Origin of the sequence: Pseudonocardia sp. T1-2H (assembly GCF_038039215.1) — a bacterium.
Taxonomy (GTDB): Bacteria; Actinomycetota; Actinomycetes; order Mycobacteriales; family Pseudonocardiaceae; genus Pseudonocardia.
Genome location: NZ_JBBPCL010000001.1, coordinates 5,327,045 through 5,351,140, shown reverse-complemented (window position 1 = coordinate 5,351,140; position 24,096 = coordinate 5,327,045). Strand labels below are relative to the sequence as shown.

General features: G+C 73.1%; 24 protein-coding genes and 2 pseudogenes. 16 read left to right on the top strand and 10 right to left on the bottom strand.

The features are described 5' to 3' along the window. The first annotated feature begins 3 nt into the window (after positions 1 to 3). The 3 genes and pseudogenes from ehuC to ehuA all read left to right on the top strand — a co-directional run bounded on the left by ehuC (position 4) and on the right by ehuA (position 2,174). Positions 4 to 738 carry an ectoine/hydroxyectoine ABC transporter permease subunit EhuC gene (gene ehuC / locus WBK50_RS26320; RefSeq protein ID WP_341338175.1) on the top strand — a complete coding sequence of 245 codons (735 nt, stop codon included), beginning with the start codon at positions 4 to 6 and terminating at the stop codon, positions 736 to 738. Next, a complete protein-coding gene (ehuD, locus tag WBK50_RS26315; protein WP_341338174.1) occupies positions 738 to 1,409 on the top strand; it encodes an ectoine/hydroxyectoine ABC transporter permease subunit EhuD in 672 nt (223 codons plus the stop codon). Before ehuC ends, ehuD begins: the two co-directional genes overlap by 1 nt. 4 nt (positions 1,410 to 1,413) lie before the next feature. Beyond that, a pseudogene (gene ehuA / locus WBK50_RS26310) lies at positions 1,414 to 2,174 on the top strand (ectoine/hydroxyectoine ABC transporter ATP-binding protein EhuA). A gap of 50 nt (positions 2,175 to 2,224) precedes the next feature. Here ehuA and ehuB read toward each other — a convergent pair. Both ehuB and WBK50_RS26300 read right to left on the bottom strand, forming a co-directional pair. After that, positions 2,225 to 3,106, bottom strand: a complete 882-nt coding sequence (gene ehuB, locus WBK50_RS26305) for an ectoine/hydroxyectoine ABC transporter substrate-binding protein EhuB (RefSeq protein ID WP_341338173.1) — start codon at positions 3,104 to 3,106, stop codon at positions 2,225 to 2,227. Positions 3,107 to 3,129: 23 nt separating this feature from the next. Next, the gene (locus WBK50_RS26300; protein ID WP_341338172.1) at positions 3,130 to 3,903 is read right to left on the bottom strand and encodes an enoyl-CoA hydratase-related protein; all 774 of its coding nucleotides are present in this window, start codon (positions 3,901 to 3,903) and stop codon (positions 3,130 to 3,132) included. Positions 3,904 to 3,997: 94 nt separating this feature from the next. Between WBK50_RS26300 and WBK50_RS26295 the strand changes: the two genes are divergently transcribed. Beyond that, entirely contained in the window at positions 3,998 to 4,699 is a 702-nt protein-coding gene (locus tag WBK50_RS26295; protein ID WP_341338171.1) for a TetR/AcrR family transcriptional regulator, read from the top strand. Positions 4,700 to 4,729: 30 nt separating this feature from the next. Further along, positions 4,730 to 5,965, top strand: a complete 1,236-nt coding sequence (locus tag WBK50_RS26290) for a cytochrome P450 family protein (RefSeq protein WP_341338170.1) — start codon at positions 4,730 to 4,732, stop codon at positions 5,963 to 5,965. On the opposite strand, the gene WBK50_RS26285 is transcribed toward WBK50_RS26290, so the two are convergent. After that, on the bottom strand, positions 5,942 to 6,430 hold the full coding sequence (locus WBK50_RS26285) for an NUDIX domain-containing protein (RefSeq protein WP_445942395.1): 489 nt from the start codon (positions 6,428 to 6,430) through the stop codon (positions 5,942 to 5,944). The two genes, WBK50_RS26290 and WBK50_RS26285, sit on opposite strands and share 24 nt — an antisense overlap. Positions 6,431 to 6,560: 130 nt before the next feature. On the opposite strand from WBK50_RS26285, the gene WBK50_RS26280 reads away from it, so the two are divergent. From WBK50_RS26280 to nucS, 4 genes and pseudogenes are all read left to right on the top strand, one after another. Continuing rightward, entirely contained in the window at positions 6,561 to 8,396 is a 1,836-nt protein-coding gene (locus WBK50_RS26280; RefSeq protein WP_341338168.1) for an alpha/beta fold hydrolase, read from the top strand. Between the two features lie 102 nt (positions 8,397 to 8,498). Continuing rightward, a pseudogene (locus tag WBK50_RS26275) lies at positions 8,499 to 8,588 on the top strand (HTH domain-containing protein); the annotation flags it as partial. Between the two features lie 151 nt (positions 8,589 to 8,739). Beyond that, positions 8,740 to 9,477: a helix-turn-helix transcriptional regulator gene (locus WBK50_RS26270; RefSeq protein WP_341338167.1), complete on the top strand. Its 738-nt coding sequence runs from the start codon at positions 8,740 to 8,742 to the stop codon at positions 9,475 to 9,477. 65 nt (positions 9,478 to 9,542) lie between these two features. Next, the gene (nucS, locus tag WBK50_RS26265) at positions 9,543 to 10,202 is read left to right on the top strand and encodes an endonuclease NucS (RefSeq protein ID WP_341339505.1); all 660 of its coding nucleotides are present in this window, start codon (positions 9,543 to 9,545) and stop codon (positions 10,200 to 10,202) included. Here nucS and WBK50_RS26260 read toward each other — a convergent pair. Then, positions 10,154 to 10,360: a hypothetical protein gene (locus WBK50_RS26260; RefSeq protein ID WP_341338166.1), complete on the bottom strand. Its 207-nt coding sequence runs from the start codon at positions 10,358 to 10,360 to the stop codon at positions 10,154 to 10,156. The genes nucS and WBK50_RS26260 overlap by 49 nt on opposite strands. Positions 10,361 to 10,405: 45 nt before the next feature. Between WBK50_RS26260 and WBK50_RS26255 the strand changes: the two genes are divergently transcribed. The 3 genes from WBK50_RS26255 to WBK50_RS26245 all read left to right on the top strand — a co-directional run bounded on the left by WBK50_RS26255 (position 10,406) and on the right by WBK50_RS26245 (position 14,102). After that, positions 10,406 to 11,884, top strand: coding sequence for an aldehyde dehydrogenase family protein (locus WBK50_RS26255; protein ID WP_341338165.1), 1,479 nt, complete (start codon positions 10,406 to 10,408; stop codon positions 11,882 to 11,884). A 109-nt stretch (positions 11,885 to 11,993) separates the two neighbouring features. Further along, the gene (locus tag WBK50_RS26250; protein ID WP_341338164.1) at positions 11,994 to 13,778 is read left to right on the top strand and encodes a 3-hydroxyacyl-CoA dehydrogenase family protein; all 1,785 of its coding nucleotides are present in this window, start codon (positions 11,994 to 11,996) and stop codon (positions 13,776 to 13,778) included. 60 nt (positions 13,779 to 13,838) lie between these two features. Further along, a complete protein-coding gene (locus tag WBK50_RS26245) occupies positions 13,839 to 14,102 on the top strand; it encodes a hypothetical protein (protein ID WP_341338163.1) in 264 nt (87 codons plus the stop codon). A 12-nt stretch (positions 14,103 to 14,114) separates the two neighbouring features. Here the strand turns inward: WBK50_RS26245 and WBK50_RS26240 are convergent, their stop codons facing one another. From WBK50_RS26240 to mce, 3 genes are all read right to left on the bottom strand, one after another. Next, positions 14,115 to 15,194 (bottom strand): hypothetical protein, encoded by a 1,080-nt coding sequence (locus tag WBK50_RS26240; protein ID WP_341338162.1) that lies wholly within the window; start codon positions 15,192 to 15,194, stop codon positions 14,115 to 14,117. An 82-nt stretch (positions 15,195 to 15,276) separates the two neighbouring features. Then, positions 15,277 to 16,608, bottom strand: coding sequence for a crotonyl-CoA carboxylase/reductase (gene ccrA / locus WBK50_RS26235; RefSeq protein ID WP_341338161.1), 1,332 nt, complete (start codon positions 16,606 to 16,608; stop codon positions 15,277 to 15,279). A gap of 244 nt (positions 16,609 to 16,852) precedes the next feature. Further along, positions 16,853 to 17,332 carry a methylmalonyl-CoA epimerase gene (gene mce, locus WBK50_RS26230; protein ID WP_341338160.1) on the bottom strand — a complete coding sequence of 160 codons (480 nt, stop codon included), beginning with the start codon at positions 17,330 to 17,332 and terminating at the stop codon, positions 16,853 to 16,855. A gap of 140 nt (positions 17,333 to 17,472) precedes the next feature. Here mce and WBK50_RS26225 point away from each other — a divergent pair, with 140 nt between their 5' ends. Together WBK50_RS26225 and meaB are read left to right on the top strand one after the other, a co-directional pair. After that, the gene (locus WBK50_RS26225; protein WP_341338159.1) at positions 17,473 to 18,663 is read left to right on the top strand and encodes an acetyl-CoA C-acetyltransferase; all 1,191 of its coding nucleotides are present in this window, start codon (positions 17,473 to 17,475) and stop codon (positions 18,661 to 18,663) included. Positions 18,664 to 18,674: 11 nt separating this feature from the next. Beyond that, positions 18,675 to 19,733, top strand: a complete 1,059-nt coding sequence (meaB, locus tag WBK50_RS26220; RefSeq protein WP_341338158.1) for a methylmalonyl Co-A mutase-associated GTPase MeaB — start codon at positions 18,675 to 18,677, stop codon at positions 19,731 to 19,733. On the opposite strand, the gene WBK50_RS26215 is transcribed toward meaB, so the two are convergent. After that, positions 19,699 to 20,835 carry a hypothetical protein gene (locus WBK50_RS26215; protein ID WP_341338157.1) on the bottom strand — a complete coding sequence of 379 codons (1,137 nt, stop codon included), beginning with the start codon at positions 20,833 to 20,835 and terminating at the stop codon, positions 19,699 to 19,701. The two genes, meaB and WBK50_RS26215, sit on opposite strands and share 35 nt — an antisense overlap. Positions 20,836 to 21,331: 496 nt before the next feature. After that, entirely contained in the window at positions 21,332 to 21,835 is a 504-nt protein-coding gene (locus tag WBK50_RS26210; RefSeq protein ID WP_341338156.1) for a MarR family winged helix-turn-helix transcriptional regulator, read from the bottom strand. Positions 21,836 to 21,921: 86 nt separating this feature from the next. On the opposite strand from WBK50_RS26210, the gene WBK50_RS26205 reads away from it, so the two are divergent. Next, positions 21,922 to 22,254 carry a thiamine-binding protein gene (locus WBK50_RS26205; RefSeq protein ID WP_341338155.1) on the top strand — a complete coding sequence of 111 codons (333 nt, stop codon included), beginning with the start codon at positions 21,922 to 21,924 and terminating at the stop codon, positions 22,252 to 22,254. Between the two features lie 295 nt (positions 22,255 to 22,549). Here WBK50_RS26205 and WBK50_RS26200 read toward each other — a convergent pair whose 3' ends face one another. Continuing rightward, positions 22,550 to 22,837, bottom strand: a complete 288-nt coding sequence (locus WBK50_RS26200) for a hypothetical protein (protein WP_341338154.1) — start codon at positions 22,835 to 22,837, stop codon at positions 22,550 to 22,552. Between the two features lie 268 nt (positions 22,838 to 23,105). Here WBK50_RS26200 and WBK50_RS26195 point away from each other — a divergent pair, with 268 nt between their 5' ends. Beyond that, on the top strand, positions 23,106 to 24,014 hold the full coding sequence (locus WBK50_RS26195) for an SCO6745 family protein (RefSeq protein ID WP_341338153.1): 909 nt from the start codon (positions 23,106 to 23,108) through the stop codon (positions 24,012 to 24,014). Positions 24,015 to 24,096 lie beyond the last annotated feature (82 nt).

The following is a 24,096-nucleotide window of genomic DNA, read 5'->3' as shown; positions in this document are numbered from 1 at the left end:
AAGGTGTCCGACAACCTGTCGCGGATCGTCCCGGTACTGCTGCAGGGCCTGCCGCCGACGGTGATCGCGACGGTGGGCGGGATCGTGCTCACGATCCTGCTGTCCGTCGCGGCCGGTCTGCTGCTGCTCTCGCCGCGGCGGTGGGTCCGTGTCCTGGTACGGATCTACGTCGAGGGCTTCCGCGGCACGTCGGAGGTGGTCCAGCTGTTCTGGATCTACTTCGTGCTGCCGGTGCTGATCGGGTTCCAGCTGGTGCCGCTCTGGGCCGGCGTGCTGGTCCTGGGACTCAACCACGGCGCGTACGGAGCGGAGATCGTCCGCGGCGCCGTGCAGTCCGTGCCGCGGGCACAGTACGAAGGGGCGATCGCGCTCAGCCTCTCCCCGGCGCAGCGGATGCGGCGGGTGATCTTCCCGCAGGCCCTCGTGGAGATGCTCCCGCCGATGAACAACCTGTTCATCCAGCTCCTGAAGTCCACCGCGATCCTCGCCCTGATCACGGTGCCGGAGGTGACCCGGCAGGCCCGTGACGTGCTGATCCCCAACTACGGCGACGACACGATCCTGATCTTCGGCCTGGTGTTCCTCGTCTACCTCGTGCTGGCGGCGATCCTCACCGCGCTGATGCGGCTCGCCGAGCGGATCGCGTCGCGGAGGGTGGGGCGGCGCCCGTCGCGGGCGGCTCGGGTCGCGGCCCGGGCGGCCGGCCCGGGGGTCTCGGACCGGATGGCGGGGATCTGATGGCGACCGGGTCGGCACCACTCTGGGACTGGGACTACGCGTTCTCGATCCTTCCGGACCTGCTCAGGGCGCTGGTGACGACGATCGAGATCACGGTGCTCGGCTCGATCGTCGCGTTCGTGCTGGGGCTGGTGATCGCGGTCCTCCGGCGGGCCCGGATCCCGGTCGTCGACCAGGTGCTGTGGGCGCTGGTGGAGGTCATCCGCTCGACCCCGCTGCTGGTCCAGATCTTCTTCCTGTTCTTCGTGCTGCCGCAGTTCGGGCTGACGCTCAGCGCCTTCGTCGTCGGGGTGACCGCACTCGGCGTGCACTACGCGACCTACACGTCGGAGGTCTACCGGGCGGGTATCGACGCGGTCCCGAAGGGACAGTGGGAGGCCGCGACGGCGCTGAGCCTGCCCCGTTCCCGGGTGTGGACCGGGGTGATCCTGCCGCAGGCGATCCCGCGGGTGCTGCCGGCGCTGGGCAACTACGCGATCTCGATGTTCAAGGAGGTCCCGCTGCTGCTGGCGATCGGCGTCGTGGAGGTGGTCAACGCGGGCCGCGAGCTCGGCTCGGAGACCTTCCGGTTCACCGAGCCGTACACGATCGCCGGCGTGCTGTTCCTCGTCCTGAGCTATCCGGCCTCGATGCTGGTCCGGAGATTGGAGCGCCGTGCCGCCGTCCGCTGACCCCATGATCACGTTCGACGCCGTCGAGAAGCGGTTCGGGGACAACGTCGTCCTCCGCGAGCTGAGCTTCGACGTGGCCCCCGGCGAGCACGTCACGCTGATCGGGCCCTCCGGCTCCGGCAAGACGACGATCCTGCGGCTGCTCATGACCCTGGAGAAGGTGAACTCCGGGACGATCTCCGTCGCCGGGCGGTACCTCTCGCACATGGTGAAGGGGGCAAGCTCGTCCCGTCGGACGAGAAGTACTGCCGGGACGTGCGCATGCGGATCGGCATGGTGTTCCAGCAGTTCAACCTGTTCCCGAACATGACCGTGCGGGGCAACCTGATCGAGGCGCCGACCCGCGTGCTCGGTCTCTCGAAGGACGAGGCGAACGCGCGGGCCCAGGACCTGCTGGACCTCGTCGGCCTCGGGGAGAAGATCGACGCGCACCCCACCCAGCTCTCGGGCGGTCAGCAGCAGCGGGTCGCGATCGCGCGCGCCCTGGCGATGCGGCCGGACGTCCTGCTGCTCGACGAGGTGACGTCCGCGCTGGATCCCGAGCTCGTCGCGGGGGTGCTGAAGCTGTTGCGGGACATCGGGGAGAGCACGGACATCACCATCCTGTGCGTGACGCACGAGATGGGCTTCGCCCGGGACTTCTCGGACCGGGTGATGATGTTCGACGGCGGCCGGGTGCTCGAGGACGCTCCGCCGGAGAAGATCTTCAGCGACCCGGACCACCGGCGCACCCAGGACTTCCTGCAGGCCGTGCTGAACCACTGACCCCTCTGCGCGGATAACGTTGTTCCGGCGACGTTTTCCGCGCACGAGGGTCAGAGGGTGGCGGTGCCGGAGCAGACCGCCCGGGTGGTGAGGTCCCTCGGTGGGAGGTTGTCCGAGGTGAAGCCGAAGGGCGCGGTGAGCTTCTCCCACTCGCCGGACGAGTGCAGCTCGGCCAGGGCGGCGTCGAACGCGTCGCGCAGGTCCGTCTCGGTCCGGGCGAACGCGAACGCCCCGGCCGGGACGACACGGGCGCCGTTCACCAGCGCGGTGACGCCCGGGGTCACCGTCAGGCCCGACCCCGGGTTGCGGGAGAGCTCGTCGAGCAGGGAGATGCGGGTCAGCGCGCCGGCGTCCACCTTGCCCGTGGCGACCGCGCGGAACAGCTCGCTCTGCCCGTCGAAGGCGGTGACGTTCTCCGCGGCGACACCCGCGGCGGAGGCGTACTCCTCCTCGGCCGAGCCGCGCAGCACGCCGAGCCGCAGCCGCGCCCGGTGCACGCCCTCGAACGTCCGGATGCCGCGCGGGTTCCCGTCCGGCACGAGGAACGCCGGCGGCGCGAGGAAGTCCGGGCGGGAGAACGCGACCTGTCCACACCGGCCGGGGGTGATCGTCATGCCCGCGGCGATGACGTCGAACTGGCCCTGCTGCAGGCCGCTGATCAGCCCGTCGAAGCCGACCTGCACGGCCTCGATCCCGCCGATGCCCAGCTTCGCCAGCACGGCGCGGGCGACCTCCGGCTGCTCGCCGGTGACCGTGCCGTCCGGCGCGGAGTAGCCGTAGGGCCGCTCGCCGGCGAGCCCGACGCGCAGCACGCCGTCCTCCCGGCCCCGTTGCAGCGCGGACGCGGACCGGGAGCCGCAGCCGGCCGTCGCCGCACCGGCGAGGCCCGCGCCGGCGAGCGCGAACAGGTGTCTCCGGTTGAGCACGATCATGACGCGATCGACCCTAGGGGGTCCTAGTCGGGCCACACGGCGGGGCGCTTCTCGAGGAAGGACGCCATGCCCTCCTTGGCGCCGGGGGACTGCGACATCGACGCCATCACCTCGACGGCGACGGCGTACGCGTCCGCCTCCGGCCGGTCGAGCTGGGAGTACAGCGTCTGTTTCCCCACGCCCTTGCCGAACCGGCTGCCGCGGGTCGCCCGGGCCAGCAGCTCGTCCGTCCTCGCGTCCAGCTCGGCGTCTGGGACGGCGTAGTTGACCAGGCCCCACTCGGCCGCGGTGCGCGCGTCGACCGGGTCGCCGGTGAGCGCGAGCTCCATCAGCCGCTTGCGGCCGACGTTGCGCGCCACCGGAACCGCGGGCGTGTGGCAGAACCAGCCACCCTTGCCGCCGGGCAGCGCGAACGCTGCGGACTCGGCGGCGACGGCGAGGTCGCAGGTGGCGACGAGCTGGCACCCGGCCGCCGTCGCGATCGCCTGGACGCGGGCGATGACGACCTGCGGCACCTCCTGGATGGTCGCCATGACCTTCGTGCACAGCTTCAGCAGGTCACGCACCCCGGCGAGGTCCCGCGAGGCGACGTCCGCGAAGTCGTGCCCCGCGGAGAAGGCCTTGCCCTCGGCACCCAGGACGATGCCCGTCGCGTCGCTGCGGCCCGCGTCCTCGAACGCGGCCAGCAGCTCGCGCAGGTGCGGCTCGGACAGGGCGTTGCGCCGCTCGGGCCGGTTCATCGTGATCCGGATCGTGTCCCCGTCCTGCTTCACCAGCAGGTGTTCGTAGTCCGCCATGCGGTCACGGTAGCTGGACGGCCTCATGATCGAGGGCTAGCGTGACGTCGTGACCAGATGAGCGTTCCTGGTCACGACGTCAGAGGGGGTCTCGGTGGCCGCACCCGAACAGCCCGCCACGCGGGTCGAGCGCGTGCTCGACTCGGCCGCGGAGCTGCTCGTCCGCTGGGGGTACCGGCGGGTGACCATCGAGGACGTCGCGAAGCACGCCGGGATCGGCAAGGGCACCGTCTACCTGCACTTCCGCACCAAGGACGCGCTGTTCCTGACCGTCCTGCTGCGCAGCCACCACGCCGTCGTCGCGCGGATGGCCGAGCGGATGGAGCGGGACCCCGCGGAGGCGCTGCCCGGCCGGTCCGTCCGGTCCCTCTACCGCGAGCTCGTCGAGGACCCGGTCGTGCGGCCGCTCTACCTCGGGGACCCGGAGATCCTCGGCCGGCTCGCGCACGAGGCGGCAGACACGCTCGGCGATATCGGCACCCGGCGGGTCGAGGTCGGCCGGCGCTGGTTCACCCTGCTGCGCGACGCCGGGCTGATGCGCACGGACCTGACGGTCGACGAGCAGATGCACGTCTTCAGTGCCGTCACGACGGGCTTCTTCTTCCTCGACGGCATGGCGACGGCGCCGGGGCCGGCCGATCCGGGCCGGCGCGCGGACCTGCTGGAGCACGCGCTCGCCTCCGCGCTGGAGATCCCGGGCGCCGCACCGGACGTCGAGATCGCCCGGGACTGCGCCGCGCTCCACCGCTCGTTGCTCGACCACATCGACGAGGAATGGCAACGCCGCGTCCGGTGATCCCGGCCGCGCAGACGAGGGGAGACGCCGATGACCGCCACGGACCTGATGTCGCCGGAGATGCTCGCGAACCCGTACACGGGCTACGGGAGGCTGCGCGAGCAGGCGCCCGTCCTGCAGGGGACGTTCCTCGGCCGGACGCCGGTGTGGGTGGTGACCCGGTACGCGGACGTCCGCGCCGTCCTGGGCGACCCCGAGACGTTCGCCAACGATCCGGCGTCGGTACCGGGGAACTCCGCGGTGGACGTCCGGCAGCAGGGCATGGAGGCCATGGGGGTGCCGGCGGACCTCGCGCACTACCTGATCGACAGCATCATCAGCGCCGACGGCGCGGACCACACCCGGCTGCGCAAGCTGGTCTCGCGGGCCTTCACCGTCCGGCGGGTGGCGAACCTGCGACCTCGGGTCGAGGAGATCACGGCGAACCTGCTGGACGCGCTCGCGGCCGCCGAGCAGCCCGTCGACCTGGTGGAGACGTTCGCCTACCCGCTGCCGATCACCGTCATCTGCGAGCTGGTCGGCATCCCCGAGGCGGACCGGGCGGGCTGGCACGAGTGGGGGCGGGTGCTGGTCTCGATGGACCCCACCCGGATCCCGACGGCGCTGCGGGAGATGGTCGAGCACGTCCTGGACGTGATCGCGCGGCGTCGTGCGCAGCCCGCGGACGACCTGCTGAGCGAGCTCGTCCGGGTCCAGGAGGCCGAGGGGGACCGCTTGTCCGACGACGAGCTGGTCACCATGGTCCTCTCGCTGGTGATCGCCGGGCACGAGACGACCGCGCACCTGGTCTCCCGGGCCGTCATCGCGCTGCTCGCCCACCCGGACCAGCTCGAGCTCCTCCGGGCGGACCCCGGGCTCTGGCCGGGCGCGGTCACCGAGCTGATGCGCCGGATCGGGCCGGTGCAGTCCGCGTCCACGCGGTACGCGACCCGGGACGTCGAGATCGGGGGCGTGCCCGTCCCGGCGGGGTCCGCGATCCAGCCGGTGCTGGTCTCCGCGAACTCGGACCCGCGCGAGTATGCCGACCCGGACCGGCTGGACATCACCCGCAGGTCGGAGCGCGGGGAGGGGCACGTCGGGTTCGGGTACGGGCCGCACTACTGCCTCGGTGCCGCACTCGCCCGGCAGGAGGGCGAGGTGGCGTTGAGGGCGCTGTTCGAGCGCTTCCCGGACATGAGGCTCGCCGTCGAGCCCGGCGAGCTGGAGTGGGCGAAGTCGCCGGGGATGCGGCGGGTCCTCGCCCTACCGCTGGTCGTGGAGCCGTAGCAGCGTGTACGCCGCGAGGGTCTGCGCGTCCGTCAGCTCGCCGTCGCGGACCATCGCCTCGAACTCGGCGGTCGTGAACCACGCCGTCCGCATGTCCTGCTCGGTGTGCTCGCGCTGTGCCTCGCCCTGGGTCAGCTCGGTCGCGAGGTAGACGTGCCCCCGCTGGCTGGACATCCCCGGCGCGACGTCGAGGGTGCCCAGCAGCTCCATCCGGCCGGCTTGCATTCCCGTCTCCTCGACGAGTTCGCGCACGGCCAGGTCGGCCGGGTCCTGGGCGGCGCGGTCGGGGGCGGTGCCGGCGGGGAACTCCCAGCGACGCTCGCCCACCGGGTACCGGAACTGCTCGACCAGGTGCAGGCGGCTCCCGTCGCGGGGGATGACCAGGGCGTAGGTCGGCTTGTCGACCACGCCGTACACGCCGTCGCTGCCGTCAGGGCGGCGGATGGCGTCCTCGCGGACCGTCATCCAGTTGTTGGCGTAGACCTCGCGGGTCGACACGGTTTCGAGGTGCTCCACGCCGGTCACCCTGCCAGGAGCACGGCGACGAGGCCGTTCCGACTTGACTCACCCCAACGGGTGGAGTGAGGTGGATCACATGACCACGCAGCGTTCGGGAACCAGTTCGGCCCGGGTACGACCGCTGCGACCCGGGCAGGAGCCGCCGGAGCCGACGGCTCAGCCCCAGGCCCTCGAGGGGGTGCGCAGCCTGCTCGGCACGGCGGCGAGGGTGGTCGGCAACGTGCCGTCCGTGGCCGGCGCCGCGGGCCGTCTCGCCGGCGAGCTCGGGCGGGTGGCCGTCGGGCGGTCCGAGATCGAGCCCGGCAAGCGGGACCGCCGCTTCGCCGACACCACCTGGACCGAGAACCCGGGCTACCACCGGCTGATGCAGGCCTACCTGGCCACGTGCCAGGCCGTCGGGGACGTCGTGTCGGCCGCGGACCTGCCGGACTGGCGGGACCGCGAGCGGGCGAAGTTCCTGGCCACGGTGATCACGTCCACGCTGTCGCCCACCAACACCCTCGCCAACCCGGTCGCCCTGAAGCGGGCCCTGGAGACCGGGGGCGGGAGCCTGCGCCGCGGGCTGCGCAACTTCCTCTCCGACGTCCGGCGCAACGGCGGACTGCCCACGCAGGTCGACCGGTCGAAGTTCCGCGTCGGCGAGGACCTGGCCGTGACGCCGGGCGCCGTCGTCTACCGCGACGAGGTGCTGGAGTTGATCCAGTACCAGCCCTCGACGACGCAGGTCCGGGAGATCCCGCTGGTGGTGGTACCGCCGCAGATCAACAAGTACTACTTCATGGACCTCGCCCCCGGCCGCTCGTTGATCGAGTACGCGGTGTCCCAGGGGCAGCAGGCGTTCGCGATCTCGTGGCGCAACCCGACGAAGGTCCAGCGGGACTGGGACCTGGACACCTACGGCCGCGCGATCCTCTCCGCGCTCGACGCCGTCTCCGCGATCACCCGCTCGGAGCAGGTCAACCTGTTCGGGCTCTGCGCAGGCGGCATCACCACGGCGGTGGTGCTCAACCACCTCGCGGACACCGGGCAGGACCGGGTGCGCAGCGTCAGCTTCGGCGTCACCCTCCTGGACTGGGGCGCGGAGGCGCCGATCGGGATGCTGGCGGCCGGGCCCATCGTGGGGATCGCGGACTTCCGGTCCCGGCAGGTCGGGATCCTCGACGCCCGCTCGCTCGCCTCGGTGTTCACCTGGATGCGGCCGGACGACCTGGTGTGGAACTACTGGGTCAACAACTACCTGCTCGGCAAGGAGCCCCCGTCGTTCGACATCCTCGCCTGGAACGCCGACGGGACGAACCTGCCGGCGGCCCTGCACCGGCAGTTCCTCGACGTGTTCGCGCGCAACTCGATGACGAGGCCCGGCGAGCTCACCGTGCTGGGCTCGCCCGTCGACCTCAAGCAGGTGAAGGTCGAGGCCTACATCACCGGTGGCACCACGGACCACCTGACCCCGTGGAACGGCTGCTACGCCTCGGCGACCCTGCTCGGCGGCGACTCCACGTTCGTGCTCACGAACACCGGGCACATCCAGACCCTCGTGTGCCCGCCGGGGAACCCGAAGTCCCGGTACTGGACGGGCCCGGAGCCACACGGCATCGACGCGACCACCTGGCGGGACCAGGCGACGGGGCACGAGGGCACTTGGTGGGAGCACTGGGCGGGCTGGATCGGGGAGCGCTCGGGTCCCCTCAAGCGCGCCCCCGCCCGCCCGGGAGCAAGGAGCACCCCTCCCTCGGCGACGCCCCGGGCACCTACGTCCTCGCCCAGGCCTGACCTGCCGCCCGACCCACCCGCTCCGAGGCTCGACTCGTGCGGCCCCAGCCCCCGACTCGCGCGGCGCCAGATCGCGACTCGCGGGTTCTCTTGCCCCGACTCGCGGGCGATCCCGGAACCTCCGCGAGTCGGGATTTGAAGCCGCGCGAGTCGGGATTTGAAGCCGCGCGAGTCGGGGTCTGAAGCCGCGCGAGTCGCGGTGGATCTGCGGGATCATGCCTGCGTGCGCGCCTCCCGCCTGATGGCCCTGCTCTTCGTCCTGCAGCGACGACGGGCGGCCACGGCCGGGCAGCTCGCCGCCGAGCTGGAGGTCTCGGAGCGGACGATCTACCGGGACGTCGCCGCGCTGATCGAGGTCGGGGTGCCGGTCTGGACCGAGCCCGGGCCGGGCGGGGGCATCCGGCTCGTCGACGGCTGGCGCACCCGGCTCGACGGCCTCACCGGTTCCGAGGCGGCGGCGATGCTGGCGATGGGCGCGCCGCATGTGCTCGCGGAGCTCGGCATCGAGCTCGGCGCTGGTCGCGGCGCAGGCGAAGGTGCTGGCCACGCTGCCGGAGGGGCTGCGCGAGCACGCCCGCGTCGTCTCCGAACGGGTGCTGCTCGACGCCCCCGGCTGGTTCCACGCGCCCGCCGAGGTCACGCAGCTCGCGACGCTCGCCCAGGGCGTCTGGGAGCAGCGACGGGCCCGGATCCACTACGCCCGCGGCTATCGGGACCCGACGACGGTGGAGCGGCTCGTCGCGCCGCTGGGACTCGTCCTGAAGGCCGGCGTCTGGTACGTCGTCGCCGGCGTCGAGCTGTCCGGCCGGGACGGCGACATCCGCACCTACCGCGCCTCCCGGATCCGGCATGCCGAGCTCGAGCAGGAGACCTTCGCCCGCCCCGACGACTTCGACCTCGGGCCCTGGTGGGCCGGTTCGGCGGCCCGGTTCGCCGCGTCCATGCTGCGGGAGGAGGTGACCGTGCGGCTCTCCCCGCGCGGCCTGCGCGCCCTCCCGCACGCTGTCGACCCGGACGCGGCGACCGCGGCGATCGCCCGGGCCGGACCACCGGACGTCGACGGGTGGCGGGAGCTGACCGTGGACGTGGAGTCCGTGGCGGTCGCCGCCGGGCAGCTCACCGGGCTGGGCGGGGAGGTCGAGGCGCTCGATCCGCCGGAGCTGCGGACGGCCCTCGCGTCCGCGGGCCGGGCCCTCGCGGAACGGAACGCGCCCCGCTGACCGCGGCGGCCGGGCGCCACCTCCGGGTGACGGGCCGTGCCGGGCGCACCCCTAAGGTGGCGCGGGTGCGCCTCGTCATCGCCCGTTGCCAGGTGGACTACGTCGGCCGGTTGACGGCCCACCTGCCCATGGCGCCCCGGTTGTTGCTGGTCAAGGCGGACGGTTCGGTGAGCATCCACGCGGACGACCGCGCCTACAAGCCGCTGAACTGGATGAGCCCACCGTGCTGGCTCGAGGAGCAGCCCGGGGTCTGGACGGTGAAGAACAAGGCGGACGAGTCCCTCGTCATCACCATCGACGAGGTGCTGCACGACTCGCGCCACGAGCTCGGCGTCGATCCCGGCCTGGTCAAGGACGGCGTCGAGGCGCACCTGCAGGAGCTGCTCGCCGCCCATCCGGAGACCTTCGGCGAAGGGTGGACGCTGGTCCGCCGCGAGTACATGACGGCCGTCGGTCCCGTCGACCTGCTGTGCCGGGACGGCCAGGGCGGCCACGCCGCCGTCGAGATCAAGCGGCGCGGGGAGATCGACGGCGTCGAGCAGCTGACCCGCTACCTCGAGCTGATGAACCGGGACCCGCTGCTGGCGCCGGTAGCCGGCGTCTACGCCGCGCAGCAGATCAAGCCGCAGGCGAGGACGCTCGCCGAGGACCGCGGGATCCGCTGCGTGACGGTGGACTACGACGCGTTGCGGGGCACGGAGTCGAAGGACCTGCGTCTGTTCTGACGCGTCCGGTCCCGGGTCCGGGCCACGGCGACGACGAGCCGGGTGAGCGTCGCGAGGTAGGCCGGCACCAGGACCGGGCCGACGACCGTGAGCACGAAGAACGCGAACAGCCAGCCGGTTCCCGCGCACGGGTGGTCCGGGCGGGCCGGAGCAGGCACCCCCGGACCGCCGCCGAGATCACGCCGCAGCCCTAGGGTGGCGGGGTGACCACCAGCGTCGACGTCGCGTCCGCAGCATCCTTCGACTCGCTCGACCCACGGACGGGGGAGGTCGTCGCGAGCTACCCGGTCCACACCGAGGCGGACGTCCGCGCGGCCGTCGACCGCGCCACCGCCACCGCGGTCTGGTGGGACGAGCTGGGCTTCGCCGGGCGCCGTGAGCGGCTGCTGGCCTGGCGGAAGGTGCTGGTCGCGCGCCTCGACGAGCTCGCCGGCATCGTCTCGGCGGAGACCGGCAAGCCCTTCGACGACGCCCGGCTCGAGATCGTCCTCGCCATCGACCACGTGGACTGGGCCGCCAAGCACGCCGAGAAGGTGCTCGGCCGCCGTCGCGTCTCGTCCGGGATGCTCATGGCCAACCAGGCCGCGACGCTCGCGTACCCCCCGCTCGGCGTCGTCGGCGTCATCGGGCCGTGGAACTACCCGGTGTTCACGCCGATGGGCTCGATCGCCTATGCGCTCGCCGCCGGCAACACCGTCGTGTTCAAGCCCAGCGAGCTGACGCCGGGGGTCGGCCACGCGCTCGCGACGATGCTGGCCGAGGCGGTCCCGGGACACACGTTGATCGAGGTCGTGACCGGTCTGGGGGAGACGGGCGCCGCGCTGTGCCGCACCCCGGGCGTCGGCAAGATCGCCTTCACCGGCTCGACGGCCACGGGCAAGCGGGTCATGGCGGCCTGTGCCGAGACGCTGACTCCGGTGCTGATCGAGTGCGGCGGCAAGGACGCGCTGATCGTCGCCGCGGACGCGGACCTCGAGGCCGCCGCGGACGCGACGGTCTGGGGCGGGATGTCCAACGCCGGCCAGACGTGCGTCGGCGTCGAGCGCGTGTACGCCGTCGAGTCGGTGGCGGAGGAGTTCACGGCGAAGGTCGTGGAGAAGGCCCGGGCCGTGCGGACCGGTACCGAGATCGGGCCGATGACCATGTCGTCGCAGACCGAGGTCGTCCGCCGGCACGTCGCGGACGCGCTGGCCAGGGGCGGCCGGGCGGTCGTCGGCGGCGCCGGGTCGGTGAAGCCGCCGTTCGTCGAGCCGGTCGTGATCGTCGACGTGCCGGAGGACTCCAGCGCCGTCACCGAGGAGACTTTCGGGCCCCTGATCGTGATCAACCGCGTCCCGGACGTCGACGAGGCGGTCCGCCGGGCCAACGGGACCGGCTACGGGCTGGGCGCCACCGTCTTCTCCGCGAAGGACGGTGACGCGATCGCGGCCCGGCTGCGCTGCGGCATGGTCGCGGTCAACGGCGTGATCTCGTTCGCCGGCATCCCCGCGCTGCCCTTCGGCGGGGTCGGCGACTCCGGTTTCGGCCGCATCCACGGCGAGGACGGGCTGCGCGAGTTCACCCGGCCGAAGGCCGTGGCCCGCCAGCGCTTCCCGCTGCCGATCGCCGTGACGAGCTTCCGGCGGACCTCGGGCGGGATGAAGGCCCTGCTGGGGCTGGTCAAGGTGCTGCGCGGGCGCTGACCCGTTCGACGGGACAGGTGTTCCCGACCTCATGCCCGGGCCTCCGGAGGGCGCGGGATGGCAGGATCACCGGGAAGTTTCTGCCCTCGAAGCAGCGGGAGGTATCGGCGTGGCACGGGAGTTCCGGACGGTCGGCGTGGTCGGCCTGGGCACCATGGGTGCGGGCATCGTGGAGGTGTTCGCGCGCAACGGTCTGCAGGTCATCGCGGCCGAGGTGACCGAGGAGGCCGTCGCGCGCGGCCGGACGCACCTCGAGACCTCCACCCGCCGCGCGATCGACCGCGGCAAGATGACCGAGGAGCAGGCCGGCGAGCTGCTCGGTCGGATCACGACCACGACGTCGATGGCCGACCTGGCGGACGTGGACCTGGTGGTCGAGGCGGTGCCGGAGAGCCTCGACCTCAAGGCGTCCGTCTTCGCCGAGCTGGACAAGCACGTCGGGCCGGACACCATCCTGGCGTCCAACACCTCGTCCCTGTCGGTGACGGAGCTGGCCGTGCGCACGCAGCGGCCCGGCAAGGTCGTCGGGATGCACTTCTTCAACCCGGCGCCGGTGCAGAAGCTCGTCGAGCTGGTGCGCACCGTCGTCACCGAGCCGGACGTGGTCGAGGACCTGCAGGCCTTCGCCGCGACGCTGGACAAGGTGCCGGTCGTCATCGGGGACCGCGCGGGCTTCATCGCGAACGCCCTGCTCTTCGGCTACCTGAACCACGCGGCGCGGATGTACGAGGAGCGCTACGCGAGCCGCGAGGACCTCGATGCGGCCATGCGCCACGGCTGCGGCTACCCGATGGGCCCGCTCGCCCTGCTGGACCTCATCGGCCTGGACACGGCCTACGAGATCCTCGAGACGATGTACGCGCAGTCGCGCAACCTGATGCACGCCCCGACGCCGCTGTTCAAGCAGATGATCACCGCCGGGCTGCTCGGCCGGAAGAGTGGCCGCGGCTTCTACACCTACGAGAAGCCGCACAGCTCGAAGGTCGTTCCGGACGCGGAGACCCCCGGGGCCCTGGTGTCGGACGAAGCTCCGGTGCGCGAGGTGCAGCGGGTCGGCGTGGTCGGCACGGGCACCATGGCCAGCGGGATCGTTCAGGTCTTCGCGTCGGCCGGGTTCGACGTGGTCGTCCGCGGGCGGAGCGACTCCAAGGTCGGGGCGTCGATCGCGGGCATCAAGAAGTCGCTGGAGAAGGCGGTCGTCCGCGGCAGGCTCACCGAGGAGAAGCGCGACGCCACGCTGGGCCGGATCACCGGTACCACGCGGCTCGAGGACTTCGCGGACGTCGACCTGGTCGTCGAGGCCATCGCCGAGGAGCTCGAGGTCAAGCGGGCCGTGTTCGGTGCGCTCGACGAGATCTGCAAGCCGGGCGCGATCCTGGCGACCACGACGTCGTCACTGCCCGTCGTCGAGTGCGCGGCGGCCACGTCGCGGCCCGCGGACGTCGTGGGCCTGCACTTCTTCAACCCGGCGCCGGTGATGAAGCTGGTCGAGGTCGTCTCGACGATCGGTACGGCACCGGACGTCTCCGCCACCGCGCTCGCGCTGTGCGAGAAGCTGGGGAAGGTGCCGGTCAGCTGCGGCGACCGCGCCGGGTTCATCGTCAACGCGCTGCTGTTCCCGTACCTCAACGACGCGGTCAAGATGCTCGAGGCGCACTACGCCACGGCGGACGACATCGACGCGGCCATGAAGACGGGCTGTGCGCTGCCGATGGGCCCGTTCGAGCTGCTGGACGTCGTCGGGCTGGACGTGTCGCTGGCGATCGAGCGCTCGCTGTACAAGGAGTTCCGGCAGGCCGGATTCGCGCCGGCGCCGCTGCTGGAGCACCTGGTGACGGCCGGACGGCTCGGCCGCAAGACCGGGCACGGATTCCGGGACTACACGTCTCGGTAGCCTCGACGCATGGGACGTGCACGCCGGCCCCGCCCCTCGGAACGAGGGCGGGGCCGCGCCGTGTCCGCTCCGCTGAGCTCCGGGATCATCACGCGCACGGAGTACGGGCCGGACGGCGAGTGGCAGGTCCGGCACGTCCCCGGCGGCTCGTCGATCAAGGACTACCGATGCCCGGGCTGTGACCAGCTCATCCCGCCGGGCGTCGGACACGTCGTGACGTGGCCGTCCGGCGAGTACGGGTCCGTCGAGGAGCGACGCCACTGGCACCTGCCCTGCTGGAACGCGCGGGGGAGACGACGGCCGGGGATACGCCGGCCGAGGTAGTCCCGCTCGGCGTCAGCGGCCGGCTGCGGCCGCGCGCCGTTCGGGGCTCGGACGGGGCGAGGCGAGGCTGTGGTGGGACGCGCCCGGGGTCACCGCGGTCTGGTCGGCCGGCCCGGTCGTCTCGGCCGCGAACGGGGCGAGTGCCTCGAGGGAACGGTCCAGCCGGGAACGGGTGCCGACGAGCTGCTCGGCGATCCGGTTCCGCAGGTCCGTCAGCTCGGCGACGCGCCGTTCGGCCTCCGCCACCAGGCGTTCCGCCTCGCGACGGGCCGCGGCGACGGCGACGCGGGCCTCCTCGGCGGCGTCCGAGCGGGTCCGGGCCGCGTCCTGCCGGGCGCTGGTCCGCTGGGCCGCTATCGCGGCGAGCGCCTCGGCGCGGCGCTGGTCCATGGCGAGCGCGAAGTCCTCCTGGACGCGGATGCGCTCCGCCTCCGCCTCGGCACGCAGCCGCTCCCGTTCCGCCGAGGCGGCCTCGTCCGCGGCCCGGCGCTCGGCCTCCGCCACGGCCATCCGCTCGGCCAGGGCCGCGTCCGCCGCCACCCGGGCCTTCGCCTGCTCCGCGGCCTCGTGGCGGCTCCGCTCCGCCGTGCGCTCGGCCTCGGCGCGGGCCTGGCCGAGGATGCGCTCGCGCTCCGCGTCGATCTCCTGGCGCTGCGCGGACGCGTGCCGGTCCACCTCGTCCCGCAGCGACGCGGCGTGCTGCTCCGCCTCGGTGCGCAACCGGGTCGCGTGCTGCTCGGCCTCCGCCCGTAGCTGTGTGGTCTCGCGCTCGGCCAGCGCGCGCATCTCCGCGACCTCGTCCTCGGCCAGCCGCAGCATCGTGCGCATCCGCTCGCTCATGCCCTGCACGCTCTGCGGCGAGCCGGCCAGCTTGCGGACCTGCTGACGCAGGGACTCGCTGCGGCCACGGGCGTCGTCGAGCTCGTGGGTGAGCTGGGTCACCTGGGCGATCGCCGCATCCCGATCCGCCGCGAGCAGGCGGACGTCCGCGTCCACCCGGCGCAGATGCGAGTCGACCTCAGCCTGGTCGTACCCGCGCCGGGAGATGCGGAAAGCGGCGTCTGGCTGGGGGTTCTCCGAGGCACCGACCATGCGCGTCACCGTACCGGGCGACCCCGTCCGGGGCGCGCATGCGCACGCGCCCCGGTGAGGGCCGTCACCCCGGAAAGGAGGGTCAAACCCCGCGGAAGCGGTTGATCGCGTCCAGGTGCTGGGCGCGGCGCTCCGGGTTCGTCACGCCGAGACCCTCCTCCGGGGCGAGGGCCAGCACGCCGACCTTGCCCTGGTGCAGGTTCTGGTGGACGTCGTAGGCGGCCTGGCCGGTGTCCGCCAGCGGGTAGACCCGCGACAGCGTCGGGTGCACGAGACCCTTGTCGACCAGCTTGTTCGCCTCCCACGCCTCGCGGTAGTTCGCGAAGTGCGAGCCGACGATGCGCTTGAGGTTCATCCACAGGTACCGGTTGTCGTACTCGTGCATGTAGCCCGAGGTCGACGCGCAGGTGACGATCGTGCCGCCCTTGCGCGCGACGTAGACGCTGGCGCCGAACGTCTCGCGGCCCGGGTGCTCGAACACGATGTCCGGGTCGTCACCGCCGGTGAGCTCGCGGATCTTCGCGCCGAACCGCTTCCACTCCTTCGGGTCCTGGGTCGTCTCGTCCTTCCAGAACTTGAAGCCCTCGGCGTTGCGGTCGATGACGAGGTCCGCGCCCATCTTCCGGCAGATCTCGGCCTTCTCCGGGGAGGAGACGACGCAGACCGGGATGGCGCCGCCGTTCAGCGCGAACTGGGTCGCGTAGGAGCCGAGGCCACCGCTCGCGCCCCAGATCAGGACGACGTCGCCCTGCTTCATGTCCGCGCCGTTGCGCGAGACGAGCTGGCGGTACGCGGTGGAGTTGACCAGCCCGGGGCTGGCCGCCTCCTCCCAGGTCAGGTGCTCCGGCTTCGGCATCAGCTGGTTCGACTTCACCAGCGCGAGGTGGGCCAGCCCGCCGAAGTTCGTCTCGAAGCCCCAGATCCGCTGCTGCGGGTCCATCATCGTGTCGTTGTGCCCGTCCGGGCTCTCCAGCTCGACGGACAGGCAGTGCGCGACGACGCGGTCACCGGGCTTCCAGGCGTTCACCCCCGCCCCGGTGCGGACGACGACGCCGGCGAGGTCCGAGCCGACCACGTGGTACGGCAGGTCGTGCCGCTTGGCCAGCGGGGACTCCTTGCCGTAGCGCTTGAGGAAACCGAACGTCGAGACCGGCTCGAAGATCGACGTCCAGACCGTGTTGTAGTTGATCGCGCTGGCCATGACGGCGACGAGCGCCTCGCCCGGGCCGAGCTCGGGGGTCGCGACCTCGTCGAGGTGCAGGCTCTTGCGCGGGTCCTTGTCGCGCGTCGCGATGCCGTCGAACATGCCGGTCTCGTCCTCGTGGACCGTGATCGCCCGGTAGCTCTCGGGCACGGGGAGCTCGGCGACGGCGTCGAACTGTTCCGCGAGGATGGCGTCGAGGATCTTCTGCACGGCTGGGCCTCCGCTGGCGTGAGTCGTGTAAACGGTTCTCGGCTGAGCTTGCGTGGTATCTCAAACCCTACTGCTCAGTATGGTACCCAGGGATTGTGACGGCTCGCCGGAGCCGTGGTAGCGATAGTGGCGCAGGCCACAGATGACTCGACCCCTCCGGTCAGGGTGAACTGCCTGACCGGAGGGGTCGCGGATCGATCCAGCCCGAACGGGTGATTCCACCCAGCGGAAAACGCCGGGGGAGTCAGTGGGCGCCGGGCGCCGGCGGCTCGACGAGCTCGACGAGGACGCCGCCCGCGTCCTTCGGGTGCACGAAGTTGATCCGTGACCCGGCGGTGCCGCGCTTCGGGGCGTCGTAGAGCAGGCGCAGCCCCTTCTCCCGCAAGGTCGCGCTGGCGGCGTCGATGTCCTCGACGCGATACGCGACCTGTTGGATGCCGGGGCCGTTCCTGTCCAGGAACTTGCCGATCGCGGAGTCCGGCCGGAGCGGCGCGAGCAGCTGGACGCGGGTGTCCGCCTCGCCGGGCGCGGAGAGCATCGCCTCGTGGACGCCCTGCTCCTCGTTGATCTCGGTGTGCGTCGCGACCAGGCCGAAGGTGTCCGCGTACCAGGCGATCGCGGCGTCGAGGTCCGGCACCGCGATGCCGACGTGGTCGACCGCCGTGACCAGTGCGCCGAGGGTTCCGCCGGTTCCGGCGTCCTGCGTCTTCGAATGAGCCGTCATGGAGCGGAATGTAACCGGGGACGACCCCGTCCTCTCCTTGTGTGGCTGCTCACCCGTCCGTTCGGCCCGTCGGACGGTCCCGCTTCGGGAGGTAGGGTCCTCGTGACAATCCTGTCTCGCCGTAGTCGCTGGAGGTCGTCGTGGCCGAATCCGTCATCGTTGCTGGAGCCCGCACCCCCGTCGGCCGCCTGCTCGGATCCCTCAAGGGCTTCTCGGGTGCGCAGCTCGGCGGCGTCGCGATCAAGGCCGCTCTCGAGCGCGCCGGTGTCGCGCCCGAGAAGGTCGACTACGTGATCATGGGTCAGGTGCTCACCGCGGGCGCCGGGCAGATCCCGGCCCGGCAGGCCGCGGTCGCGGCAGGCATCCCGATGGAGGTCCCCGCGCTCACGATCAACAAGGTCTGCCTCTCCGGCATCGACGCGATCGCCCTGGCGGACCAGCTCATCCGCGCGGGCGAGTTCGACATCGTGGTGGCCGGCGGCCAGGAGTCCATGACCCAGGCCCCGCACCTGCTGTCGAAGTCCCGCGAGGGCTTCAAGTTCGGGGACGTCACCATGGCGGACCACATGTCCCTCGACGGCCTGTTCTGCGCGTTCGACCAGGTTGCGATGGGTGCGTCTACCGAGAAGTACAACGGCCGGTACGAGATCACCCGGCAGGACCAGGACGAGTTCGCCGCCCGCTCGCACCAGCGCGCCGCCGCCGCGATCAAGAACGGCGTCTTCGACGACGAGATCACCCCCGTCGAGGTCCCGCAGCGCAAGGGCGACCCGGTGGTGTTCAGCACCGACGAGGGCGTCCGCGGCGACACCACCGCGGAGGGGCTCGGCAAGCTCCGCCCGGCGTTCTCCGCCGACGGCACCATCACGGCCGCGTCCTCGTCGCAGATCTCCGACGGTGCCGCCGCGGTGGTCGTGATGAGCAAGGCCAAGGCCGAGGAGCTCGGCCTGACCTGGCTGGCGGAGATCGGCGCGCACGGTGTGGTCGCCGGGCCGGACGCGAGCCTGCAGGAGCAGCCCGCGAACGCCATCGCGAAGGCCTGCGAGAAGGAGGGCATCACGCCCGCCGACCTCGACCTGGTGGAGATCAACGAGGCGTTCGCCGCCGTCGGCGTCGTCTCCTCGCGCAAGCTCGGCCTCGACGAGGACAAGGTGAACGTCAACGGTGGCGCGATCGCCATCGGCCACCCGATCGGCATGTCCGGTGCGCGCATCGCGCTGCACCTCGCCCTGGAGCTGAAGCGCCGGGGCGGTGGCGTCGGCGCCGCCGCGCTCTGCGGCGGTGGTGGGCAGGGCGACGCGTTGATCATCCGCGTGCCGGCGGCGAGCTGAGAGGTCCTTCCGTGGGCGGGCGACGGACCGAGGACACCGGCGATCTGGTCGAACGGGCCCGCCGGGGTGAGCACCGGGCCGTCGCCCGGCTGATCTCGCTGGTCGAGGGGGCGAGCCCGCAGCTGCGCGAGGTGGCTGCGGCGCTCGCCCCGTACACCGGCCGGGCGCAGGTCGTCGGCATCACCGGTTCGCCCGGTGTCGGCAAGTCGACGACGACCTCCGCGCTGGTCGGTGCGCTGCGCGCCGAGGGGCGGCGGGTCGGGGTGCTTGCGGTGGACCCGTCCTCGCCCTTCTCCGGCGGCGCGCTGCTCGGGGACCGGGTGCGGATGGGGGAGCACGCGACGGACGACGGCGTGTTCATCCGGTCGATGGCCACCCGGGGCCACCTCGGTGGCCTCGCCTGGTCCACGCCGCAGGCCCTGCGCGTGCTCGACGCCGCCGGCTGCGACGTCGTGCTGGTCGAGACCGTGGGAGTCGGCCAGTCCGAGGTCGACGTGGTGGCGCTCGCGGACACCACGATCGTGCTGCTCGCCCCCGGGATGGGCGACGGTGTCCAGGCCGCCAAGGCCGGCATCCTCGAGGTGGCGGACATCCTGGTGGTGAACAAGGCGGACCGGGACGGCGCCGCCCAGACCGTCCGCGACCTGACGTACATGCTCTCCCTGGGGGACCGCTCCGGCCGCTCGGGAGAGGCCGAGACGGCTCCGGACGCCGGTGCCGGAGCGGGGCCCGGGCCGTGGGTGCCGCCCGTGGTGCGGACCGTGGCGGCCCGGCTCGAGGGCGTCGACGACGTGGTCTCCGCGATCGAGCGGCACCGGGACTGGCTGGACCGCTCCGGCGAGCGGGGCCGCCGGCGTCGTCGGCGCGCGGAGTCCGAGATCGAGGCGATCGGCATGGAGCAGGTGCGCACCCGCTTCGAGGACGTCCGGGGGTCCGCCGCCCTGCCCGCCCTCGCCGCGCGCGTGGTGGACGGGGACCTGGACCCGTACCGGGCGGCGGACGAGCTGCTGGGCACCCTCGGGGCCGATCTGTCCGTCACCGCGCCCCCTCCGGGGGCCGGGCGCGCCTGAGCCGGTCTCGGACCCCGTCCGCGCCGATCCGGAGACCGAGCAGCAGCGCCTGCCGGGTGTGCTCGCCGGCCTCCCGCTCATGGCCGGCGTGAGCGTGCCCCAGGGCGAGACCGCTCGTCGCGGCGAGCCGTTCCCGGACCGGGGCGGCGGCGTCCTCGGCCGTGGTGCGGAGGGCGTCCATGGCGTCGAGGTCTCCCAGGGACGCGAGGGCCCGGCTGCGTCGGCGGTGCACGAGGTCCACGTCGATCGGCAGGGACCCCGTGGCGACGTCGACCTCCGGTGTGCTCCCGGCGCGAGGTGCGAGCGCCTCGTCGAAGGCGCTCCTCGCCGGGCCCGCCCTCCCCGCCGCCGCGTGGGCCTCGCCTCGGGCCAGGGCCGCCCACCTGCTCGTGCGGCCCTCGAGCAGCTCGAGTGCCTCCTCGACCAGCCCGGTCTCCCGCAGCACCGCCGCGCGGCCGACGACCCCGCGCTCGGCCAGCTCCTCGTGTCCGGCCTCCAGCGCGGCGGCGCGGGAGCGTCCGTGCAGCTCCCACGCCTCGGCCGGCCTCCCGCGGTCCAGCGCCAGCTCCCCGGCCAGGGCCGCGGCCTCGGCGAGCAGCGTCGCGACCGCCCGCCGACGGCTCGTCGGCAGCGTGTGGTCCAGGACCGTGGCGAGCCGCTCGACGAGCGCCGTCAGCACGTCCGCCGCGCCCGCCGGGCCGAGCCGGTGGTCCAGGCGGGCGACGAGCCGGAGCTGCTCGGCGAGGAGTTCGAGGGCGGCGTCGTCGATCGCGCGGGCCTCGGCCAGCGCGGCGGGCAGCGGACTCGCCGCCGGACCCGGCACGGCCTCGGGCGTGGCCAGCCCGAGTGCGGCCTCGTCCGTGCCGTAGAGCTCCGCGAGCAGCGCGCGGTACGGCGGATCCGGCGTGGCGTGCCCGTTCTCCCAGCGGGAGAGCTGGGTCTTCAGGCTCGCGGCGGACGCCGTCGGAGCTGCGCGCTCCCGGCCGAGCGCAGCGAGCTCGCGGGCCGCCGCGGCCTGGGACCAGCCCCGCGCCGCGCGGGCCGCGCGCAGGCCTGGGCGGCCGGCCTCCGGGGAGGCCTCGGGGGTGGCGGGAGCGGTCACGCCGCCGATTCTGTCGGTGGCCCGTCCTACTGTCAACGCCGTTGACGCAACAGTGCGTCAACGGAGTGGGAGGACGGCGATGGAGTGCTGACGTGCTCGGTCTGTGTGGCGGCGGCCGCGGGCGGCGCGAGCCTGGCGGGCTACGTCGTGGGGCGCAGGCGGCGGGGCGGAGCCGGGGGCGTCATGCGCAGCTGGCCCGGGCCCACCCGCGGCGCCCCGGGGCGCAGGCGGAGAACGCGACATCCGGACGGGCGCGGCGGCCCGTCCGGTGGCGGGCCCGGCGCGGTCGGCCGAGGTCCGGGCGGCGCGGGCCCGAGCGGTCCCGACGCCGGTGGCCCGGGCTCGGCGGGCCCGGGTTCCGGCGGCCAGGGCTCGGACGGCCCGGGGTCCGGCGGGCCGGGCTCGGGCGGGCCGGGCGCAGGGCGAACCCGCCGTGAGGAGCGAAGGCGATGAGCGCGGCGCGGAGCGCCGGCAGGGCCGGCATCGGCCCCGGTCGTCAGTCGAAGTCCCCGGACGCCCGGCGGACCCGGCCGAGGAGGTCCGTGAGCCGGGCCTGCTCGTCCGCGTCGAGCCCGGTGAGGCCGAAGTCCACGTCCGTCACGGACTTGGTGGCGTCCTCGACCCGGTGCACGCCGTCCTCGGTGATCTCGACGAGCGTCGCGCGTCGGTCCGTGGGGTGCGGGGTGCGGCGCACCAGGCCGTCCGCCTGCAGCCGGTCGACGATGTTGGTGACCGAGGTCGGGTGCAGCTGGAGTCGCTCGCCCATCACCCGCATCGGCAGCTTCTTGCGCCGGGAGAAGTTCAGCAGGACCAGGGCCTCGTACCGGGCGAAGGTCAGCCCGTGCGGGCGCAGCGCCCCGTCCACGGCCGAGAGGAGGATCTGCTGCACCCGCATGATGCTGGTGACGGCGGCCATGGTCCCCGAGGGCCCCACACGTTCGGCCCACAGCTCGGCCGCCCGCTGGATCGGGTCGAAGGGCAGCCGGTCGCGCGAGCTCATGGTGGGCGACGCTAGCAGTGCCGCGCCGGAACGGTTCCGATCATGGTGCGTGGCGGGCCGGGCCCGGCTGGGGCAGGCTGTCGACCATGCTCGTAGCGTTCAGCGTGGCGCCCTCCGGGGGCGGGTCGGACAGTGTCGGCGACGTGGTGGCGGAGGCGGTGCGGGTCGTCCGCGAGTCCGGGCTGCCCAACGAGACCACCTCGATGTTCACCACGATCGAGGCCGAGACCTGGGACGAGGCCATGGACGTGGTGAAACGTGCGGTCGAGGCCGTGCAGGCCCGCGCCCCGCGGGTCAGCCTCGTGCTCAAGGCGGACATCCGTCCGGGCTGGTCCGGCCAGCTCGGGGCGAAGGTCGAGCGGATCGAGGCGGCCCTGGGCGGCGACGCTCCGGACGGGGTCGACCCGACGGGGTCCTAGGTGGGCAGGCGCGGAGCCCGGTGACGGTCGTGCTCGTGCACGGGGCCCGGCACGACTCGTCGTGCCGGGCCCCGCTGGGTGTCCGCCCTGGTCCTGGTCGGCGCGCCGCGGCCTCCACCGGGACGTCACAGAGGAGTCGTCGGCGGAGTCGGGGCAGATGCCTGGAGCCACGCCGGCGCGGGGGACCGCTCCGGGAACGACGACGGCCGGCGACCCCCGGATCGTGCATCCGGGAACCACCGGCCGGTGTCGACGCTCGCGCGCCGGTCGGGCGCGGTGTCCCGCGCCCGGGGTGTCAGGCGATGTTCAGGGTGAAGAAGAACGTGCCGACCACCAGCGCGGCGAAGCCGAGCACCATCGCGATCTTGGCCTGCTTGGCCGTGGCGGGCTTGCGGACGGCGGCGACACCCAGGCCGATCGCGACGAGTCCGAGGACCCATCCCGCGATCGAGATCGGGCTGGCGACCAGGGCGATGATGCCGACGATCAGCGACGCCTTGCCGAGCGCCGGGCCCTCCTGGCGCGCCGTCTTCTTCCGCGCGTCGGTGACGAGACGGTCGGCGACGGTGTTCTCCTGGCTCATGCAGATCCTCCGGTCAGGCGACGGGCCGCGGGGCGGCGGCCCGGGAAAAGCTACTCACGGTGACAGTTGGTCACTTCACTGTGTTCAACGACGGTGCGGCGCGTCCGGTGCTCCACCAGACCGGTGATCAATCGAGGAGCCGCCGGAGACGTGTGGTGCCCGCCGTGACCGGATCGGCCCAATGCGATCACTGGTCCGGGAGAGCCTGTCCGGCCTACCGTGCAGGGACCGGGGCCCCGTGGCCGGGCCTGGTGGGAGGGGGCCAGGAGTGACGCGGGGACAGGACGGGGAGCACCGGGCACGCCGGTTGTGGCGGGCGCTGGAGCCGTTGCACGCGGTGACGTACTTCGCGCCGGAGCCCAAGGCCGCGTGCGAGGAGCTCGGCGCCCGCGGTTTCTGGCGGGGCTACTTCGCCCAGCGCGCCGCACCCCTCGGCGCGGTCCCGGCCGAGGTCGTGACGGCGCTGTTCTACAACTTCGCCCCCGGCCTGGTCCGCCGGGCGATCCCCGAGGTGTGGTCCCTCGCCACGCCCGAGGAGTTCTGCGCCCTGCGGGTGCGGGCGGTCGACGCGGTCCTGCGCCGGTCCCTGGGAGCCGAGGTCCTCGGCTCACCGGAGCTGGCCGAGGCCGCGGAGCTGGCCCGGGCCGCGGCGCTCGCCGTCCCGACGGCCGGGCGGGCACTGGCCGCCGCCAATGCGGCGCTGCCGTGGCCGGAGCCGCCGCACCTCGTGCTCTGGCACGCCCAGACCCTGCTGCGCGAGCAGCGCGGCGACGGTCACGTGGCGGCGCTGGTCGCGGCGGGCCTGGACCCGGTGGAGACGTTGGTGGTGTTCGCCGCCGCCCAGGACCTCGAACCCGACTACCTGCGGGAACGGCGTGGGTGGACGCCAGAGGAGTGGACAGCCGGAGCCGAGCGGGTGGTGGCGCGTGGCCTGGCCACGTCGGCGGGGGCCACGGTCCTCACCGAGGCCGGACGGGCGCTCCACCAGGACGTGGAGGCCCGGACGGACGCCCTCGCGAACGTGGCCTGGACGGCCCTCGGGGACGAGCCGGCCGAACGGCTGATCGCGCTCGCGGGGCCGTGGGTGCGGGCGGTCCTGGCGGCCGGGGACTTCCTGCCCACCAACCCGATGGGCATGCGGCCGCTCGTCTCCGCAGCGACTCCCGCCCCCTGCTGACGGGCAGGTCGGCCGCGCCGGACCCGATCGTGCCAGGATGGTCGGCGTGTCCCGACCAGATCCACGTCAGGCAGCTCAGACG

What these genes read in the sequence shown, in the direction of transcription:
- WBK50_RS26210 (WP_341338156.1), bottom strand. Translation starts at nt 21,835, where the DNA reads ATGAGCTCGCGCGACCGGCTGCCCTTCGACCCGATCCAGCGGGCGGCC.
- mce (WP_341338160.1), bottom strand. Translation starts at nt 17,332, where the DNA reads ATGACGGCTCATTCGAAGACGCAGGACGCCGGAACCGGCGGAACCCTC.
- ehuD (WP_341338174.1), top strand. Translation starts at nt 738, where the DNA reads ATGGCGACCGGGTCGGCACCACTCTGGGACTGGGACTACGCGTTCTCG.
- WBK50_RS26280 (WP_341338168.1), top strand. Translation starts at nt 6,561, where the DNA reads ATGACCACGCAGCGTTCGGGAACCAGTTCGGCCCGGGTACGACCGCTG.
- WBK50_RS26285 (WP_445942395.1), bottom strand. Translation starts at nt 6,430, where the DNA reads ATGACGGTCCGCGAGGACGCCATCCGCCGCCCTGACGGCAGCGACGGC.
- WBK50_RS26240 (WP_341338162.1), bottom strand. Translation starts at nt 15,194, where the DNA reads ATGGTCGGTGCCTCGGAGAACCCCCAGCCAGACGCCGCTTTCCGCATC.
- ehuB (WP_341338173.1), bottom strand. Translation starts at nt 3,106, where the DNA reads ATGATCGTGCTCAACCGGAGACACCTGTTCGCGCTCGCCGGCGCGGGC.
- WBK50_RS26205 (WP_341338155.1), top strand. Translation starts at nt 21,922, where the DNA reads ATGCTCGTAGCGTTCAGCGTGGCGCCCTCCGGGGGCGGGTCGGACAGT.
- WBK50_RS26270 (WP_341338167.1), top strand. Translation starts at nt 8,740, where the DNA reads ATGTGCTCGCGGAGCTCGGCATCGAGCTCGGCGCTGGTCGCGGCGCAG.
- WBK50_RS26300 (WP_341338172.1), bottom strand. Translation starts at nt 3,903, where the DNA reads ATGGCGGACTACGAACACCTGCTGGTGAAGCAGGACGGGGACACGATC.
- WBK50_RS26290 (WP_341338170.1), top strand. Translation starts at nt 4,730, where the DNA reads ATGACCGCCACGGACCTGATGTCGCCGGAGATGCTCGCGAACCCGTAC.
- WBK50_RS26200 (WP_341338154.1), bottom strand. Translation starts at nt 22,837, where the DNA reads ATGAGCCAGGAGAACACCGTCGCCGACCGTCTCGTCACCGACGCGCGG.